The following is a 14,548-nucleotide window of genomic DNA, read 5'->3' on the forward strand; positions in this document are numbered from 1 at the left end:
CGGCCAGCGAGTAGCACGGCCCGGGCTTTCTCTGCTGCTTGACGCGACAAGGCGCGACGCGTTTACTGGCGCAGCCCGGACGTGCGACACGCCGGATACACCGTTCCCTGGTGGGCCCTGCGCTTGCAAGCGCATACGACCCGCCCGTAGACAGCGGTGCAGCTTCTCGCTGTGCTCCGTCTACGAAAGGTTGGAACGTGGCGTCCCGCTCGGCACTCACACCCATCAAGATTGGCAGCACGACCCTGTCGAACAGGGTTGCGTTCCTCGCGACGGTGAACAACCTCGGACACAACCTGCAGGTCACCGACGCACAGGTCGCCTTCTACGAGGCACGCGCCCGAGGCGGTGCCGGACTCGTCGTGACGGAGGGCCTGTCGGTCCATCGCACCTCGGTGCCGAACGGCACCGTCCCGCTCGCCTACGACGAGAGCATGATCGCGGGCTTTGCTCGCATCGCCGACGCGGTGCACGCGCACGGCCGAGCGGTCGTCGGCCAGCTGTGGCACGTCGGTCGACAGGCTCTGTGGAATCCCTCGCTCCAGCCCTGGTCCCCGTCCGGCGAACGCGACCCCTACAGCGGTTCTACGCCGCACGCCGTGACAGCGACGGAGATCGCGGAGGTGGTCAGGGGGTATGTGCAGTCGGCCGCGAACCTGCAGCGGGCCGGTTTCGACGGGATCGAGCTGCACGGAGCACACGGCTACCTGATCACGCAGTTCTTGTCACCGTCCAGCAACCGGCGAACCGACGCCTACGGCGGCGACACCGCCGGCCGGACCAGGATGCTCATCGAGATCATCGCGGGCATCCGTGACCGGTGCGGCAATGACTTCATCCTCGGGCTGAAGCTCACTGCCCACGAGTACGTGCCGAACGGGCTGGATCTCGACGAGACTCAGCGGATCGTGGCGTTGCTGGCCGAGCAGCAGCGGCCTGACTACCTCGGCGTCAGCCAGGCGAACTTCAGTCCGAGCCTCGAGTACCACGTCCCGGACATGGCATTTCCCGACGTTCCCTTCGCGCACCTCTCGGCTGGTGTCCGGGAGGTCGCTGACGGCATTCCCACCATGGCACTGGCGAAGATCCCCGACGTGGAGACCGCCAGCGGGTTGATCGACACTGGTGTGGCGGACTTCGTCGGCATGTCGCGGGCATGGCTGGCCGATCCGGAGTTCGTGGTGCGCGTTGAACGCGGGGAGCGTCCGCGACCGTGTACGTATTGCAACATCTGCTGGGATTACATCCACACCGGACGTGCGGTGGCCTGCATGTACGCGCCGGAGACGGGCCGCGAGTCGGTGACGGCGCCGCTTGCGGAGCTGCCTGAGTCGCGCCGTCTCTCCGTGCACGTGATCGGCGCGGGACCGGCCGGACTCGAAGCCGCCCGGGTCGCGGCGACGCTGGGACACGACGTCGAGTTGCACGAGGCGGGCTCCCAGGCGGGTGGACGCCTGGCCTGGGAGGCAACCGTGCCGGGCCGTGAGCGCATGGGCGCGGCAGCGGAATGGCTGCTGGAAGCGGCCAAGGACGCGGGGGCCCGGGTCTACCTCGACGACGCTGTCGACAGCGACAGGAAGCGGGCATGGGAGGCGGACGCCGCGGTGATCGACGCCACCGGCGGATCGCCCGTGGTGGCTCCTCTCCCAGGAGCTGCACCCATCTCGCTTCAGGAAGCCTGGGAGCGCCGGGCTGAGCTCGTGGGGCCGATCGTCATCGTGGACGAGATGGAGGAGGAGCCGGTCTACGCGATCGCCACGGCACTGGCCGCTTCCGGATCGAAGGTCCATCTGGTGACGCGGCGCGAAGCTGTCGCCCGGCGGGTGGCCTTCGTGAGCAGGATTGGTCTGCTGCGACGCCTGGACCAACAGCAGATCGACATCCACACGCAGGTCGTGCCCGAGCGCGTCGAGGCCGGAGAGCTGACCGGGGTCCATGTCTTCTCGGGTCGTGAGCGGGTGATATGCCCAGTGGGGACGGTCGTGCGCGCCGGTCCTTACGCTGCCACGGCGTCCACGAATCCGGGCAGCACCATCGTGATCGGTGACGCTTCAGCACCGCGGGACTATGTCGCCGTCACGCAAGAAGCACGACGCGCTGTCGTCGCTCTCGGCGACCTCGTCGTTTCTGAAGGTCAGGCATGAGTAAGGCTGCCGAGGAGGATGCCGGCGACCTGGTACGCATGGTCCGCGAGTTCGTCAGGGAAGAAGTTGTCCCTGTCGTCAGCGAGTACGAGCGCTCCGATCGGTACCCGCACGAGCTCGTGGAACAGATGGCGGGCCTTGGCTTCTTCGGCCTGACCATCTCGGAGGAGTACGGCGGTTCAGGTGTCTCCACGCTCGCTTACTCGCAGGTCGTCGAGGAACTCTGCGCTGGCTGGATGAGCCTTGCGGGCGTCATCAACAGCCACCTGATCATGGCTTTCATCATCGGCCGGTTCGGGACCCCTGAGCAGAAACAGGACTATTTGCCGCGCATGGCCAGTGGCCACTTCCGCGGCGCACTGGGTCTGTCCGAAGCAGACGCTGGCAGCGATGCTGCAGCGATCCGCACGAGCGCCGTGCGTGACGGGAACGCCTACGTCGTCAACGGCAGCAAGCTGTGGGTCACGAACGGGAGGCATGGCAGCGGCATGATTCTCGCCGCCAAGACCGACCCGTCGGCCGAGCCCGCACGAAAAGGGATCAGCCTCTTCATCGCTGAGCATGGCGAGGGCTACCACGTGCAGCGAGATCACGACAAGCTCGGCTACAAGGGTGTGGAGACCAGCGAGATCGTGCTTGACGGATACCGCGCCGACAGCTCGAAGCTGTTGGGGGGGCGTGAAGGCGAGGGCTTCGCTCAGGTTCTGGCCGGCCTCGAGCTCGGCAGGGTGAACGTGGCGGCACGTGCTGTCGGCGTCGCCAGGGCCGCCTTCGAGCACGCGCTCGCCTACGCCCAGCAGCGAGAGACCTTCGGAAAGCCGATTGCGCAGCATCAGACCGTGCAGAACCAGCTGGCGGACATGGCCACGAACCTTCGCGCCGCGCGGCTGCTCACCAGGAGTGCTGCCGAGAAGATGGACCGCGGTGAGCGCGCCGACCTGGAGGCAGGGATGGCCAAGCTCTTCGCCTCCGAGACAGCAGCTTCGAACGCGTTGACAGCAATGCGGATCCACGGCGGATTCGGGTTCACCAAGGAGTTCGCTGTCGAGAGGTTCTACCGCGACGCACCTTTGATGCTCATCGGGGAAGGAACGAGCGAGATCCAGCGCCTCGTCATCGCCCGCGCCCTGCTCAAGGGGGGACAGCCGTGAGCAGCCGGATCGAGCAGCGCTACGGCCGTGCCTACGAGGACTTCGAGGTGGGAGCGATCTATGCCCACCGGCCGGGACGGACGATCACGGAGTATGACAACCTCTCGTTCTCCCTGCTCACCCAGAACCAGCATCCCCTGCACATCGACGCCGCCTACGCAGCTGAGACGCGATTCGGTCAACAGCTCGTGGTCGGCGTTCTGGTTCTGTCCGTGTCGGTCGGCCAGTCGGTCGCCGACATCAGCGGGATGGCTGTAGCCAACCTGGGCTACGAGCAGGTTCGGCATCTCGCCCCCACCTATCACGGCGACACGCTCTACTCCGAGACCGAGGTCCTGGACAAGCGTGTCAGCAGCAGTGACGCCGCGAACGGCATCGTCTATGTAGAGACGCGCGCCAACAATCAACGGGACGAGACGGTTCTGGTCTTCCGTCGCCACATCCTGGTGCCGTTGAGCAGGGTCCAGGGCCGGGAACGATGACTCTGCTGACCGGGCTCCGTGTGCTGACGGTGGACCAGTACGGGGCTGGCCCCTACGCCGGTCTGCATCTCGCCGACATGGGCGCAGACGTCATCAAGATCGAACCGCCGGAAGGCGGTGACTATGGGCGGAGTGTCCCACCGTTCACGACGGACACGGGTGACGACAGCCTGTTCTTCCAGGCGTTCAACCGAAACAAGCGGAGTGTCGCGCTCGACCTCGCGCACCCGCTCGGCGCCGACACGTTTCGCCGCCTGACGGCACGTGCCGATGCCGTGCTGACCAATCTCCGTGGCGATGCCGCACGCAGGCTCGGTCTCGGATACGAATTGCTTTGCGACGTGAACCCCCGGATCGTGTGCGCCTTCCTGACCGGATTCGGGAGAGACGGCCCGAGGTCGAACGACGCGGGCTTCGACTACATGCTGCAGGCGGAGTCGGGAATCATGAGCCTGGCGGGAGAGCCGGGCGGTCCGCCCGTCAAGGCGGGCGTGTCGATCATCGACTTCGCGGCGGGCATCTCCAGCGCGATGTCCCTGCTGGCGGGTGTGCTTTCGGCGCGCGAGAAGGGTCGTGGCGGAGATGTCGACGTCTCGCTGCAGGACACCGCAGCCAGCCTGCTCAACTACGTGGCGACATGGCAGCTGACCCGCGGCTACGAGACGCCCAGGTTGGCTCAGTCCGCGCACCCATCCCTCGTGCCGTCACAGCTGTTCGACTGCCTGGACCGCCCCATCATGGTGATGGTGAACAAAGAGGCGTTCTGGCCTCGCCTGGCAGCTGCCGTCGGTCGTCCGGAGTGGATGGATGCGCCGGACCGGGCTGATTTTTCGCAGCGGCTACGCAACCGGCAGGTGGTGACGAGCGACCTGCAGGACGTCTTCACGACGGGCACGGCAGCGCACTGGCTGGAGCGACTTGCTGCCCACGGGGTGCCCAGCGCTCCCGTGCGGACGGTGTCCGAAGCCTTCTGCGCGCCGGGATATGCCGACCGGACGGTGAGCTTCCCGCATGAGGAGTTCGGCGAGGTCCGCAGTCCTGGACCCCTGGTGAGCGCAGGGCCGCCGGTGGTGCCGCGGCGCGGTCCCTCGTTGGGTCAGCACACGGAGGAGGTGCTCGCTTCGGTTGCCGGGATGACGGCAACCGAGATCTCAGATCTTAAGTCCGCTGGTGTCATCCCAACGAAAGGTTGAGAACCATGTCCATGCACGTCAAGAGGAAGCTCATGCTCCTCAGGCTCGGCACGTTGGCGCTGTCTGCAGTACTCCTTTCGACCGGCTGCGCCGAAGTCGGCGAAACATCTGCGGACGATGACGGAAGCGGGCAGGCGTCGAAGGCTGCCGCGGCCCCCGAAGGATATCCGCAGCGGCCTGTGGAGCTGAATGTCGTCTACCCGGCCGGCGGTGGTATGGACGTCACCGCGCGCGCGCTCGCGGCCGCCGCCGAGGAGGTGATCGGCGACAAGTACCGCGTCGTCAACCGCGAGGGCGCCGGCGGGCTGGTGGGCCACACGTACCTCGCCAAGCAGGCCAAGCCCGAGGGGTACGAGCTGGGCGTCATCGCGGTGGACTTCCTGTTCTTCGACATCACGCTCCGCGATGCCACCTTCGGCAAAGACGATCTGGCGCCGCTGGCCTACATCGCGTTCGAGCCGGTCGTGCAGGTTGTGCGGGCCGACTCCGAGCTGGCCGACATGGAGTACAAGCAGATCCTGGCCCAGGCGAAGGAGAATCCCGGAGACCTTCGGGTCGGAGTGGTGCCGAACACGACGTTCGACGTGTTCACGAAGGTGGTGTCGCAGCAGTCGGGCGCCGAGTTCACCACCGTGCCTTTCGACGGGGGAAAGCCCGGTGTCACAGCTCTGCTGAGCGGGGACATCGACATCACGAATGCCTTCTACGGTGAGGTACAGGCATTCATCGACAGCGGTGATCTGGTGCCGATCGCGATCAGCGACAACACTGCATACGCGGCCCTGCCCGACGTCCCCACCATGAGCGACGTCGACATCGACGTCCCCGACAAGACCTTCGGGGCAGGTCGCATGCTCGTGGCTCCTGCCGGGATGGATCGCAACTTCCAGGAGTACCTCGCTCAGCAGTTCCTGGAAGTCCTGCAGAGCGACGCCGCGGTCAAGCAGTTCGAGGAGGTCGGTGCACCACTCGACCCAGCCGGGATCGAGCAGGCGCGGGAGCTGTATGCCTCCGTCTTCGAGGAGCTGCCGAAGGTGCTGGAGGAAGCGGGGAATGGGTGACCCGGACCGCGCGCACGGTCGACATCCGACGGACGTCCTGGCCCGGTATGCCCCTCCTGCGGTGGTGGCCGGGCTCGTCCTGGCAGCCGGGGCGGCCGTACTCACGCTGAGGACGCTTGATTTTCCGGAAACGTCGCGGGGTCATCCGCTCGTCGTGCTCGGGGGGGCCAGCGTCCTACTGGCCCTCTCGGCGCTCAAGAACCGTCAGTCACTCCCGTCGCAGTCCTCACCTGCGGCGAAGCCGACTTTCGATGCTCGTGTGTCAGCATTTTTTGGTATTTGGCTGCTGTACCCCATCGCGTTGCTGGCAGCCGGTTTCCTCGGCTCGACGATCGCGGCACTGGCTGCTTCGTTGTCCCTGCTCGGGATCAAGCGCCGTTGGGCCTGGGCTGCCGGCACTGTGCCGGTCACCTTGATGATCTTCGCACTGCTACAGGTGGTGCTGAACATCGCGATGCCGCAGAGTGTGGCGGACAGGCTGGTCGCCGACTTCCTCTACGGGCTGCGGGGCTGAGCCTGGTGGACGGCGCGCTGCTCGAAGGCATCCTGCTGGCCCTGCAACCGGTCAGCCTTGCCGCCGCCGTCGTCGGTGTCCTGCTCGGGGTGCTGGTGGGAGCCATTCCGGGTCTCACCGCCACGCTGGGTGTCGCGCTGCTTGTTCCGGTGACCTTCGTGCTGGATCCCAGCACGGGGATGATCATGCTCACGGGTGTTTACGCGGGCGCCATCTACGCCGGTGCCATCACGGCCATCTTGTTACGGATCCCCGGCACTCCGGCGTCCATCCCGGCGACGTGGGACGGGTACCCGCTGACGCAGCGCGGGCAGGCCCGTCTCGCGCTGGGGACGGCAGCCTTCGCCTCCGGGATCGGCGGGCTTCTGTCCGGGGTCGCCCTCTTCAGCTTGTCACCGTTGCTGGCACGGCTCGCGCTGAGCTTCGGCGCTGTCGAGTATGTGGCTCTCGTGCTGTTCGGGCTGATCGTGGTCGTCTTCCTCCTCGACGGCTCCCTCCTGCACTCCTGTGCTGGGGTCTTCGTGGGCATGTCGCTGGGTCTGGTCGGTCTGGACCCTGAGTTCGGCTTTGCGCGGTACGTCTTCGGCCGCTTCGAGCTGGCAGGCGGCCTGGGGGTCGTCCCCGTCCTCATCGGCGTGTTCTGCATCACGGAGGCGGGTCGGCTGGCAGCGCTGACCAGGTCTGACTACCGCCCGGGGGAGTCGGTGTCCATGGCGCCGGGCCGGCGTCTCCCTTCGCTTCGGGACGTGCGGAGCAACGGATGGAACCTGGGGCGCTCGTCCGCTATCGGTGTCGGGCTGGGTGTCCTGCCCGCGGTCGGACCCGAGACGACGCCCTTCATCAGCTATGCGGCGGCGCGCCGCGCGTCGAAGCGCAAGGACCTCTACGGGAAGGGGTCATTGGAGGGCCTCATGGCGGCAGAGGCCTCGAACAACGCCAACGTCGGTGGCTCCCTGATCCCGACGCTCGCGCTCGGCATCCCCGGCAGCGCCGTTGCGGCCGTCTTCCTGGGAGCCCTGACACTGCAGGGGCTACGTCCGGGGCCGCTGTTGTTCGTGGAGCAACCCGTCCTGGTGTACTCGATCTTTACCGGATTCATGCTCGTCAACCTGTTCATGCTGGTCGCGGGCATCGTCTTCGTCCGGCAGTTCGCCGTGGTGCTCCGCCTTCCGCACGCCGCGCTGGCCACAGCAGTCGCGTTCTTCTCCGTCATCGGTGCCTTCGCCATCGGCAGTAACATCTTCAATGTCTGGGTGATGTTCGCCGCCGGGCTGCTCGCGGCGCTGCTGCTGGCAGCACGGATTCCCCTGGCGCCGGTTGTCCTCGGACTGATCCTGGGTCCGATCCTGGAAACCAACCTCGTCCGGGCGCTCGCTGCCTCGCAGGGGGACTGGAGCATCTTTGTGCAGCGGCCGATCTCCCTGGGCTTCCTGCTGGCCGGGCTGGTCGTCGTTGCCGTCGTCTCCGTCGGACGCCTGCGCCGGGCTCGGGGCCGGACAGGGGAGCAGGCTGTCGCCGATTCCCTCGATGTCCGCTGACGGGGTGCGGTGGACACCGAACGCGCCGGCCAGGATGTCCTGTGCCCGGCCCCTGTGTCACCGACGCCTGCTGCTGACGGTCTGGGTAAAGGCCTGGGCCGGATCATGCGCGTAGGCGTCCAGCACGGGGTCAAGACCCAGCAGCGCTGACGTACGACGCCGTAGGTAAGACAGGGTGCGCAGCCAAGAGTCCGAGTGACATGGTGACGGCGTGCTGATCGAGATTGCAGCCGAGGACGACGTCTCCGATCTTGCAGTCCTTCTTGTGGATGCCGTAGCAGGCGGGGCCTGCCTGGGCTTCCTGGCCGGGGTCAGGCTCGAAGAGGCTGAGAACTTCTGGCGGGAGTCGCTGCGCGATGCCGACACCTGGGTGGCGCGGCTGGCCAAGGCAGGCCCTGCGGTCGGCGTCGTGCAACTGCACCCGGCCAGGTTGCCGAACGGGCAACACCGGGCGGAGATTGCCAAGTTGATCGTGCATCGTTCGGCGCGCCACGGGGGAGTCGCAAGGCAACTCATGCGCACGGCCGAGCAGGCGGCATCGTGGCAAGGCAGGTGGCTGGCACGGCCGAGCAGGCGGCATCGTGGCAAGGCAGGTGGCTGCTGCAGCTCGACACTGAGACCGGCAGCCCAGCCGAGCAGTTGTACGCGCGATCAGGGTGGCAGGTTCTTGGTGTGATCCCGGAACACGCCGTTCGACCGGACGGCGTGCTGGCTCCCATCACACCTCTTGTGCGGCGGCTCCTCGGCAGTTGATCTTCTGGATGCTGGATTCGCAGCAGACGCGCCGGCGTGTCCGCTGCCGATCCAGCAACCAAAAGATCACCAGGCGTGAAGATCTTGGTCGGGCCCCACGGTACTGGCTCTGCGGCGCCGCAGGAGTAGTCCCGTCGGCCGAGCCTCATGCGCGGGACACCGCTGACGGACTGTTGCTTGCGGACGAAGCCCATCGGCTGACCCCTACTCTGGCCGCATGTCCAGCCCTGCGGTCGGCAGCGCGCCCCAAGAATTGTCGAGGGTTTGTCAGCCATTCGCCGTTCCTGTGGGTTCTTCTGGGTTCCCGACACTCACGCTGTCGCCCGCTCTGACCTGCATCTACAGGAGATGCGGCTCATGCGTGTAGGCATCCCCCGCGAGATGAAGGACCACGAGTACCGCGTCGCGATCACCCCGGCCGGGGTGCAGGAACTCGTTGCCCACGGCCACACCGTGCAGGTCGAGAAGGACGCCGGCGTCGGATCCTCTATCCCGGACCAGGAGTACATCGCCGCCGGTGCCGTCATCATCGGCTCCGCCGACGACCTGTGGGCCGAGGCCGAGCTGGTGCTCAAGGTCAAGGAGCCGGTGCCTGAGGAGTATCCCCGTATGCGCCGCGGCCAGGTGCTGTTCACCTACCTGCACCTGGCCGCCTCCCGAGCGTGCACGGATGCCCTGCTGGCGGCCGGGACGACCGCCGTGGCGTACGAGACGGTGCAGCTGCCGGACCGCTCGCTGCCGCTGCTCGCGCCGATGTCGGAGGTCGCCGGCCGGATGGCGCCGCAGGCCGGCGCGCACTTCCTGGAGCGCGCCGCCGGCGGCCGGGGAGTCCTGCTGGGCGGCGTCTCGGGGGTCCACGCCGGCCGGGTGGTCGTCCTCGGGGCCGGCGTCTCGGGTCGCAACGCCGCCACCATCGCGCTCGGCATGCAGGCCGAGGTCCTGCTGCTCGACAGGAACGTCGCCCCGCTGCGGGAGGTCGACCGGATCTACCACGGCCACCTGCAGACCGTCACCTCCAACACCTTCGAGGTGGAGCGGGCCGTGCTCGCCGCCGACCTGGTGATCGGTGCCGTGCTCGTGCCGGGCGCCAAGGCACCCACGCTGGTATCCGATGAGTTGGTCGCCGCGATGAAGCCCGGCGCGGTGCTCGTCGACATCGCGGTCGACCAGGGCGGCTGCTTCGCGTCGAGCCGGCCGACCACGCACTCCGACCCGGTCTTCGAGGTCCACGGGTGCCTGTTCTACTGCGTCGCGAACATGCCCGGCGCCGTACCCAACACCTCCACGTACGCGCTGGCGAACGTCACGCTGCCGTACGCGGTGGAGATCGCCGACCGGGGGCTCGCCGCCGCGGTGCGCGCCGACCCCGCGCTGGCCCTCGGCGTGAACACCGTCGGCGGCTCGGTGGTTCACCCCGCCGTCGGGGCGGCGCACGGGCTGCCGGTCGCCGAGCTGTCCGAGGTGCTGCGCTGAGCGTCCGCACCCCCCTCGAACCCCCCGCCGGCCGTGCTGTCGAGGTCTACCTCGACCACCTCGCCGTCGAACGCGGGCTGGCGGCGAACACGCTGGCGTCCTACCGGCGCGACCTGACCCGCTGGGTCGGCTGGTTGGGCGCCACGGGCAGGGGCCGGCTGAGCGAGGTGACGGAGGCCGACGTGGCGGAGTTCCTCGCCTCGCTGCGTGCAGGCGACGCGGAGCACCCGGCGCTGTCGGCGTCCTCGGCCGGGCGGGCCGTCGTCGCCGTGCGCGGGCTGCACCGCTTCGCGCTCCGCGAGGGCTGGACCGACGTCGATGTCGCCCGCGAGGTCCGCCCGCCGGTTCCGGCGCGGCGGCTGCCCAAGGCGATCAGCGTGATCCAAGTGGAGGCGCTGCTCGCCGCACCGGACGCGAACACGCCGCTCGGGCTGCGCGATCGCGCGCTGTTGGAGTTGCTGTACGGGACGGGTGCCCGCATCTCCGAGGCGGTCGGGCTCGACGTCGACGACCTCGATCGGCACGTCGGGCTGGTGCGGCTGTCCGGCAAGGGCGGCAGGCAGCGGGTCGTGCCGTACGGCAGCTGTGCCGGGAGGGCGGTGGAGGCCTACCTGGTGCGGGCGCGGCCGGGGCTGTCGGCGGCCGGGGCCGGGACGTCGGCGCTGTTCCTCAACGCCCGTGGCGGCCGGCTGTCGCGGCAGAGCGCGTGGACGGTGTTGCGGGCCGCCGCCGTCCGGGCGGGGGTGCCGGGCGAGGTCTCGCCGCACACCCTGCGGCACTGCTTCGCCACCCACCTGCTGGACGGCGGCGCCGACGTCCGGGTCGTCCAGGAGCTGCTCGGGCACGCCTCCGTCACGACAACGCAGGTGTACACCCTGGTGACGGTCGACCGGCTGCGCGAGGTCTACGCCACGGCGCACCCCCGGGCCCGTTCCTGAGATAGCTGGCCCCGAGCGCGTTGATCCGTAGGGCCCGCTCCCCGTAGAGTCCCGCCCGACACCGTGCCGGTCTGCGCCGACGTGAGTTGTCGCGCCCACTGCCTCGGCGACGCGATCTGGAGACCCATGCCCAAGTCGACTTCCGGCGGCCGCCCAAGCGGCCGGGCACCGCGAGCGGCGTCGGCGCGCACGGTGGCGGCCCCCGGGAAGAAGACAGCGCCCGCGCAGAAGACAGCGCCGGCGCAGAAGGCGACGCCGGCGAAGGCGACGCCGGCGAAGGCAGCAGCCACGAAGAAGGCAGCGCGGCCGGCACGGGATCTGTCCAGCGCTGCCGAGGCCGCCAAGACGGTGGCCGGGGCGAAGCCGTCCCACGACGGCACCATTCCGGCGAGCGAGGCCCGTGCGCGCGCTGCCGGCGTGGGCCCCACCGGCCGCAGGAAGCCCGTCTTCGCCGACCCGAAGCCGCTCAGGAAGCACGGTCCGGCGCGCATCCTGGCGATGTGCAACCAGAAAGGTGGGGTCGGCAAGACCACGAGCACCATCAACCTGGGTGCCGCGCTGAGCGAGCTCGGTCGCCGCGTCCTGCTCGTCGACTTCGACCCACAGGGAGCGCTGTCGGTGGGCCTCGGCGTCAACCCGCTCGCGCTCGAGCAGACCGTCTACAACCTGCTCATGCAGCCCGGCGTCGCCGCCGACGACGTGCTGCTCAAGACCGGCGTGCCCGGCCTGGACCTGCTGCCCAGCAACATCGACCTGTCCGCCGCCGAGGTGCAGCTGGTCAACGAGGTCGCCCGCGAGCAGACGCTGGCCCGCGCACTCGGGCCGATCGTGGACGACTACGACGTCATCCTGATCGACTGCCAACCCTCGCTGGGCCTGCTGACGGTCAATGCGTTGACCGCTGCGCACGGCGTCATCATCCCGTCGGAGTGCGAGTTCTTCGCGCTGCGCGGCGTCGCGCTGCTCATCCAGACGATCGAGAAGATCCGCGAGCGGCTCAACCCCGAGCTCGAGCTCGAGGGCATCCTTGCCACGATGTACGACTCGCGGACCCTGCACGGTCGCGAGGTGCTGGCCCGCATCGTCGAGGCCTTCGGTGACCGGGTCTTCCACACCGTCATCAATCGCACCGTGCGCTTCCCCGAGACCACGGTCGCCGGCGAACCGATCACGACGTACGCCTCGGAGTCCGCGGGTGCGACGGCCTACCGGGAGCTGGCCAAGGAGCTGCTCGCGCGATGACCGCCCGAGAGCGCTGACGTGCTGTATGCCCTGGGCAGCCCCGGCTCGCTGGCCCTGTTGCTGGTGTCCTTCGTCGTCGCGGTGACCCTGCACGGCTGGGTCCAGTCCGTCGTGGCCGCCCGCGCCGGCGACCGGACACCGGCGGTCGAGGGGCGCACGGCGCCGGACCCCCGCCGGCAGCTGGACCCGTTCGGTGCCGTGTCCGCGGCCATCGTCGGGATCGGCTGGTCCAAGCAGGTCGAGCCGCCGGACCACCGCCAGCGGAACTCCATGATCCGGGTGCTGTTGAGCGGCGCCGCTGCGAACCTGGTCGTCGGGACGGCCGCACTGGCTGCGCTGCGACTGGTCTCCACCGATGCCGGCGGCGTCGTCGCGCTGGTGGGGCCCAGCCGGCTGCTCCAGTCCGGGATCGGCGGCGACCTCGTGCCGCGGGTGCTGCTGCTGTTCGGCCTGGCCAACCTGATGACGGGGCTGCTCAGCCTGGTCCCGATCCCGCCGCTGCCCGGCGGGCGGCTGCTGTTCGGGCTCGCGCCGCGCTCGGCCGGCTGGCAGAAGGCTGAGCATCACCTGGTCGAGCGCAACATCGGTGTCGCCATCCTGCTGGCGCTGCTGCTCATCCCGCTCGGCGGACCGCAGCCGCTGCTGCCGACGCTGCTCGACATCCTCGCGGGGCCGTTCGTCCGCCTCGTCACGGGTGGCTAGCAGGCTGGTGGACGAGGCGCCGATCCCCGTCTTCAGCGTCCACCTCGAGCAGTACGAGGGGCCGTTCGACCTGCTCCTGGGGCTCATCGCCAAGCACCAGCTCGACGTCACGACGCTGGCGCTGTCACAGGTGACGGACGAGTTCCTCGCCCACATCCGGGCCCTCGGCAGCTCCTGGGACCTCGGGCAGGCCACCGACTTCCTCGTCGTCGCGGCGACGCTGCTCGACCTCAAGACCGCGCGGCTGCTCCCGTCGGCGGCCGTCGAGGACGAGGAGGACCTGGCGCTGCTCGAAGCGCGCGACCTGCTCTTCGCCCGCCTGCTGCAGTACCGCGCCTACAAGCAGGCGGCCGCGCAGCTGGCGCAGCTGCTGGCGGGGGAGTCGCGCCGCTACCCACGGTCGGTGTCGCTGGAGCCGCGCTTCGCCGGCCTGCTGCCCCAGGTGCTGCTCGGCCTGGGCCCCGAGCAGTTCGCCGCGCTGGCCGCCCGGGCGCTCGCGCCGCGGCCGGAGCCCGAGGTGGCCGTCGACCACGCGCACGGCGGGACGGTCAGCGTCCCGGAGCAGACCGCGCTGCTGCGCGAGCGGTTGCGCCGCGCCGGCAGCGGGTCGTTCCGGTCACTGACCGCCGACTGTGCGGGGACGCTGGAGGTGGTCGCCCGCTTCCTCGGCCTGCTCGAGTTGTACCGCGAGGGGCTCGTCAGCTTCGAGCAGGTCGAGGCGCTGGGAGACCTGCACGTGCGCTGGACCGGCGAGCCCGTGCCGGAGGAGGAGAGCCGATGACCGAGCACGTGAGCCAGCCGTACCCGCAGCCGGTGGAGCTGCCGGCCGTCCTCGAGGCGGTGCTGCTCGTCACTGACGAGCCGGTGCCGGCGACCACCCTCGCGCAGGTCGCCGAGCGGCCCACCGTCGAGGTCGAGCGGGTGCTGCAGGCGCTGGCGCAGCAGTATGCCGATGCCGGCAGAGGTTTCGAGCTGCGTCTGGTCGCCGGCGGCTGGCGGCTCTACACCCGCGCGGACTGCGCCCCGTACGTCGAACGGTTCGTCCTGGACGGACAGCAGGCCCGCCTGACGCAGGCGGCGCTGGAGACGCTCGCCGTCATCGCCTACCGTCAGCCGGTGACCCGCGCGCGGGTCAGCGCGGTGCGCGGCGTCAACGTCGACGGCGTCGTACGGACCCTGCTCGCCCGTGGGCTGATCGCCGACGCGGGCCAGGACCCGGACAGCGCCGGAACGCTGTACCGCACGACGCCGCTGCTCCTGGAGCGGCTCGGCCTGCAGTCGCTCGACGAGCTGCCCGCGCTCGCGCCGCTCCTGCCCGAGCTCTCCGAGCTCGACGAGGCATCCAGCCCCCCGTGAG

The 14,548-nt window shown here is 69.1% G+C and carries 14 protein-coding genes; all 14 read left to right on the forward strand.

The features are described 5' to 3' along the window. Nucleotides 1-38 precede the first annotated feature (38 nt). Entirely contained in the window at nucleotides 39-2,144 is a 2,106-nt protein-coding gene (locus WD794_11110; GenBank protein MEX2290859.1) for an FAD-dependent oxidoreductase, read from the forward strand. After that, nucleotides 2,141-3,295, forward strand: coding sequence for an acyl-CoA dehydrogenase family protein (locus WD794_11115; GenBank protein ID MEX2290860.1), 1,155 nt, complete (start codon nucleotides 2,141-2,143; stop codon nucleotides 3,293-3,295). Before WD794_11110 ends, WD794_11115 begins: the two co-directional genes overlap by 4 nt. Beyond that, a complete protein-coding gene (locus WD794_11120) occupies nucleotides 3,292-3,777 on the forward strand; it encodes a MaoC family dehydratase (protein MEX2290861.1) in 486 nt (161 codons plus the stop codon). Before WD794_11115 ends, WD794_11120 begins: the two co-directional genes overlap by 4 nt. Next, nucleotides 3,774-4,970 carry a CoA transferase gene (locus WD794_11125; GenBank protein ID MEX2290862.1) on the forward strand — a complete coding sequence of 399 codons (1,197 nt, stop codon included), beginning with the start codon at nucleotides 3,774-3,776 and terminating at the stop codon, nucleotides 4,968-4,970. Before WD794_11120 ends, WD794_11125 begins: the two co-directional genes overlap by 4 nt. A 5-nt stretch (nucleotides 4,971-4,975) precedes the next feature. Next, nucleotides 4,976-6,031 carry a tripartite tricarboxylate transporter substrate binding protein gene (locus tag WD794_11130; GenBank protein MEX2290863.1) on the forward strand — a complete coding sequence of 352 codons (1,056 nt, stop codon included), beginning with the start codon at nucleotides 4,976-4,978 and terminating at the stop codon, nucleotides 6,029-6,031. Beyond that, nucleotides 6,024-6,545: a hypothetical protein gene (locus WD794_11135; protein MEX2290864.1), complete on the forward strand. Its 522-nt coding sequence runs from the start codon at nucleotides 6,024-6,026 to the stop codon at nucleotides 6,543-6,545. The genes WD794_11130 and WD794_11135 overlap by 8 nt, the downstream gene beginning before the upstream one ends. Before the next feature lie 5 nt (nucleotides 6,546-6,550). Beyond that, nucleotides 6,551-8,083 carry a tripartite tricarboxylate transporter permease gene (locus tag WD794_11140; GenBank protein MEX2290865.1) on the forward strand — a complete coding sequence of 511 codons (1,533 nt, stop codon included), beginning with the start codon at nucleotides 6,551-6,553 and terminating at the stop codon, nucleotides 8,081-8,083. A 211-nt stretch (nucleotides 8,084-8,294) separates the two neighbouring features. After that, nucleotides 8,295-8,759 (forward strand): GNAT family N-acetyltransferase, encoded by a 465-nt coding sequence (locus WD794_11145; GenBank protein MEX2290866.1) that lies wholly within the window; start codon nucleotides 8,295-8,297, stop codon nucleotides 8,757-8,759. Between the two features lie 434 nt (nucleotides 8,760-9,193). Continuing rightward, nucleotides 9,194-10,309 carry an alanine dehydrogenase gene (ald, locus tag WD794_11150; GenBank protein ID MEX2290867.1) on the forward strand — a complete coding sequence of 372 codons (1,116 nt, stop codon included), beginning with the start codon at nucleotides 9,194-9,196 and terminating at the stop codon, nucleotides 10,307-10,309. Beyond that, the gene (gene xerD, locus WD794_11155) at nucleotides 10,306-11,247 is read left to right on the forward strand and encodes a site-specific tyrosine recombinase XerD (protein ID MEX2290868.1); all 942 of its coding nucleotides are present in this window, start codon (nucleotides 10,306-10,308) and stop codon (nucleotides 11,245-11,247) included. Before ald ends, xerD begins: the two co-directional genes overlap by 4 nt. A 417-nt stretch (nucleotides 11,248-11,664) precedes the next feature. Then, entirely contained in the window at nucleotides 11,665-12,489 is an 825-nt protein-coding gene (locus WD794_11160; protein ID MEX2290869.1) for a ParA family protein, read from the forward strand. A gap of 18 nt (nucleotides 12,490-12,507) precedes the next feature. Then, nucleotides 12,508-13,191, forward strand: a complete 684-nt coding sequence (locus WD794_11165) for a hypothetical protein (protein MEX2290870.1) — start codon at nucleotides 12,508-12,510, stop codon at nucleotides 13,189-13,191. Beyond that, nucleotides 13,184-13,972, forward strand: coding sequence for a segregation/condensation protein A (locus tag WD794_11170; protein MEX2290871.1), 789 nt, complete (start codon nucleotides 13,184-13,186; stop codon nucleotides 13,970-13,972). Before WD794_11165 ends, WD794_11170 begins: the two co-directional genes overlap by 8 nt. Beyond that, nucleotides 13,969-14,547: an SMC-Scp complex subunit ScpB gene (gene scpB, locus WD794_11175; GenBank protein ID MEX2290872.1), complete on the forward strand. Its 579-nt coding sequence runs from the start codon at nucleotides 13,969-13,971 to the stop codon at nucleotides 14,545-14,547. The genes WD794_11170 and scpB overlap by 4 nt, the downstream gene beginning before the upstream one ends. The last annotated feature ends 1 nt before the right edge of the window (nucleotide 14,548 follow it).

The sequence above is a fragment of the Mycobacteriales bacterium genome (assembly GCA_040902655.1).
Lineage (GTDB): Bacteria > Actinomycetota > Actinomycetes > Mycobacteriales > SCTD01 > SCTD01.

Bases quoted from the DNA above. Each gene is read 5' to 3' on its own strand.
- WD794_11125 (MEX2290862.1), top strand. From the start codon at position 3,774: ATGACTCTGCTGACCGGGCTCCGTGTGCTGACGGTGGACCAGTACGGG.
- WD794_11115 (MEX2290860.1), top strand. From the start codon at position 2,141: ATGAGTAAGGCTGCCGAGGAGGATGCCGGCGACCTGGTACGCATGGTC.
- scpB (MEX2290872.1), top strand. From the start codon at position 13,969: ATGACCGAGCACGTGAGCCAGCCGTACCCGCAGCCGGTGGAGCTGCCG.
- ald (MEX2290867.1), top strand. From the start codon at position 9,194: ATGCGTGTAGGCATCCCCCGCGAGATGAAGGACCACGAGTACCGCGTC.
- WD794_11135 (MEX2290864.1), top strand. From the start codon at position 6,024: ATGGGTGACCCGGACCGCGCGCACGGTCGACATCCGACGGACGTCCTG.
- WD794_11130 (MEX2290863.1), top strand. From the start codon at position 4,976: ATGTCCATGCACGTCAAGAGGAAGCTCATGCTCCTCAGGCTCGGCACG.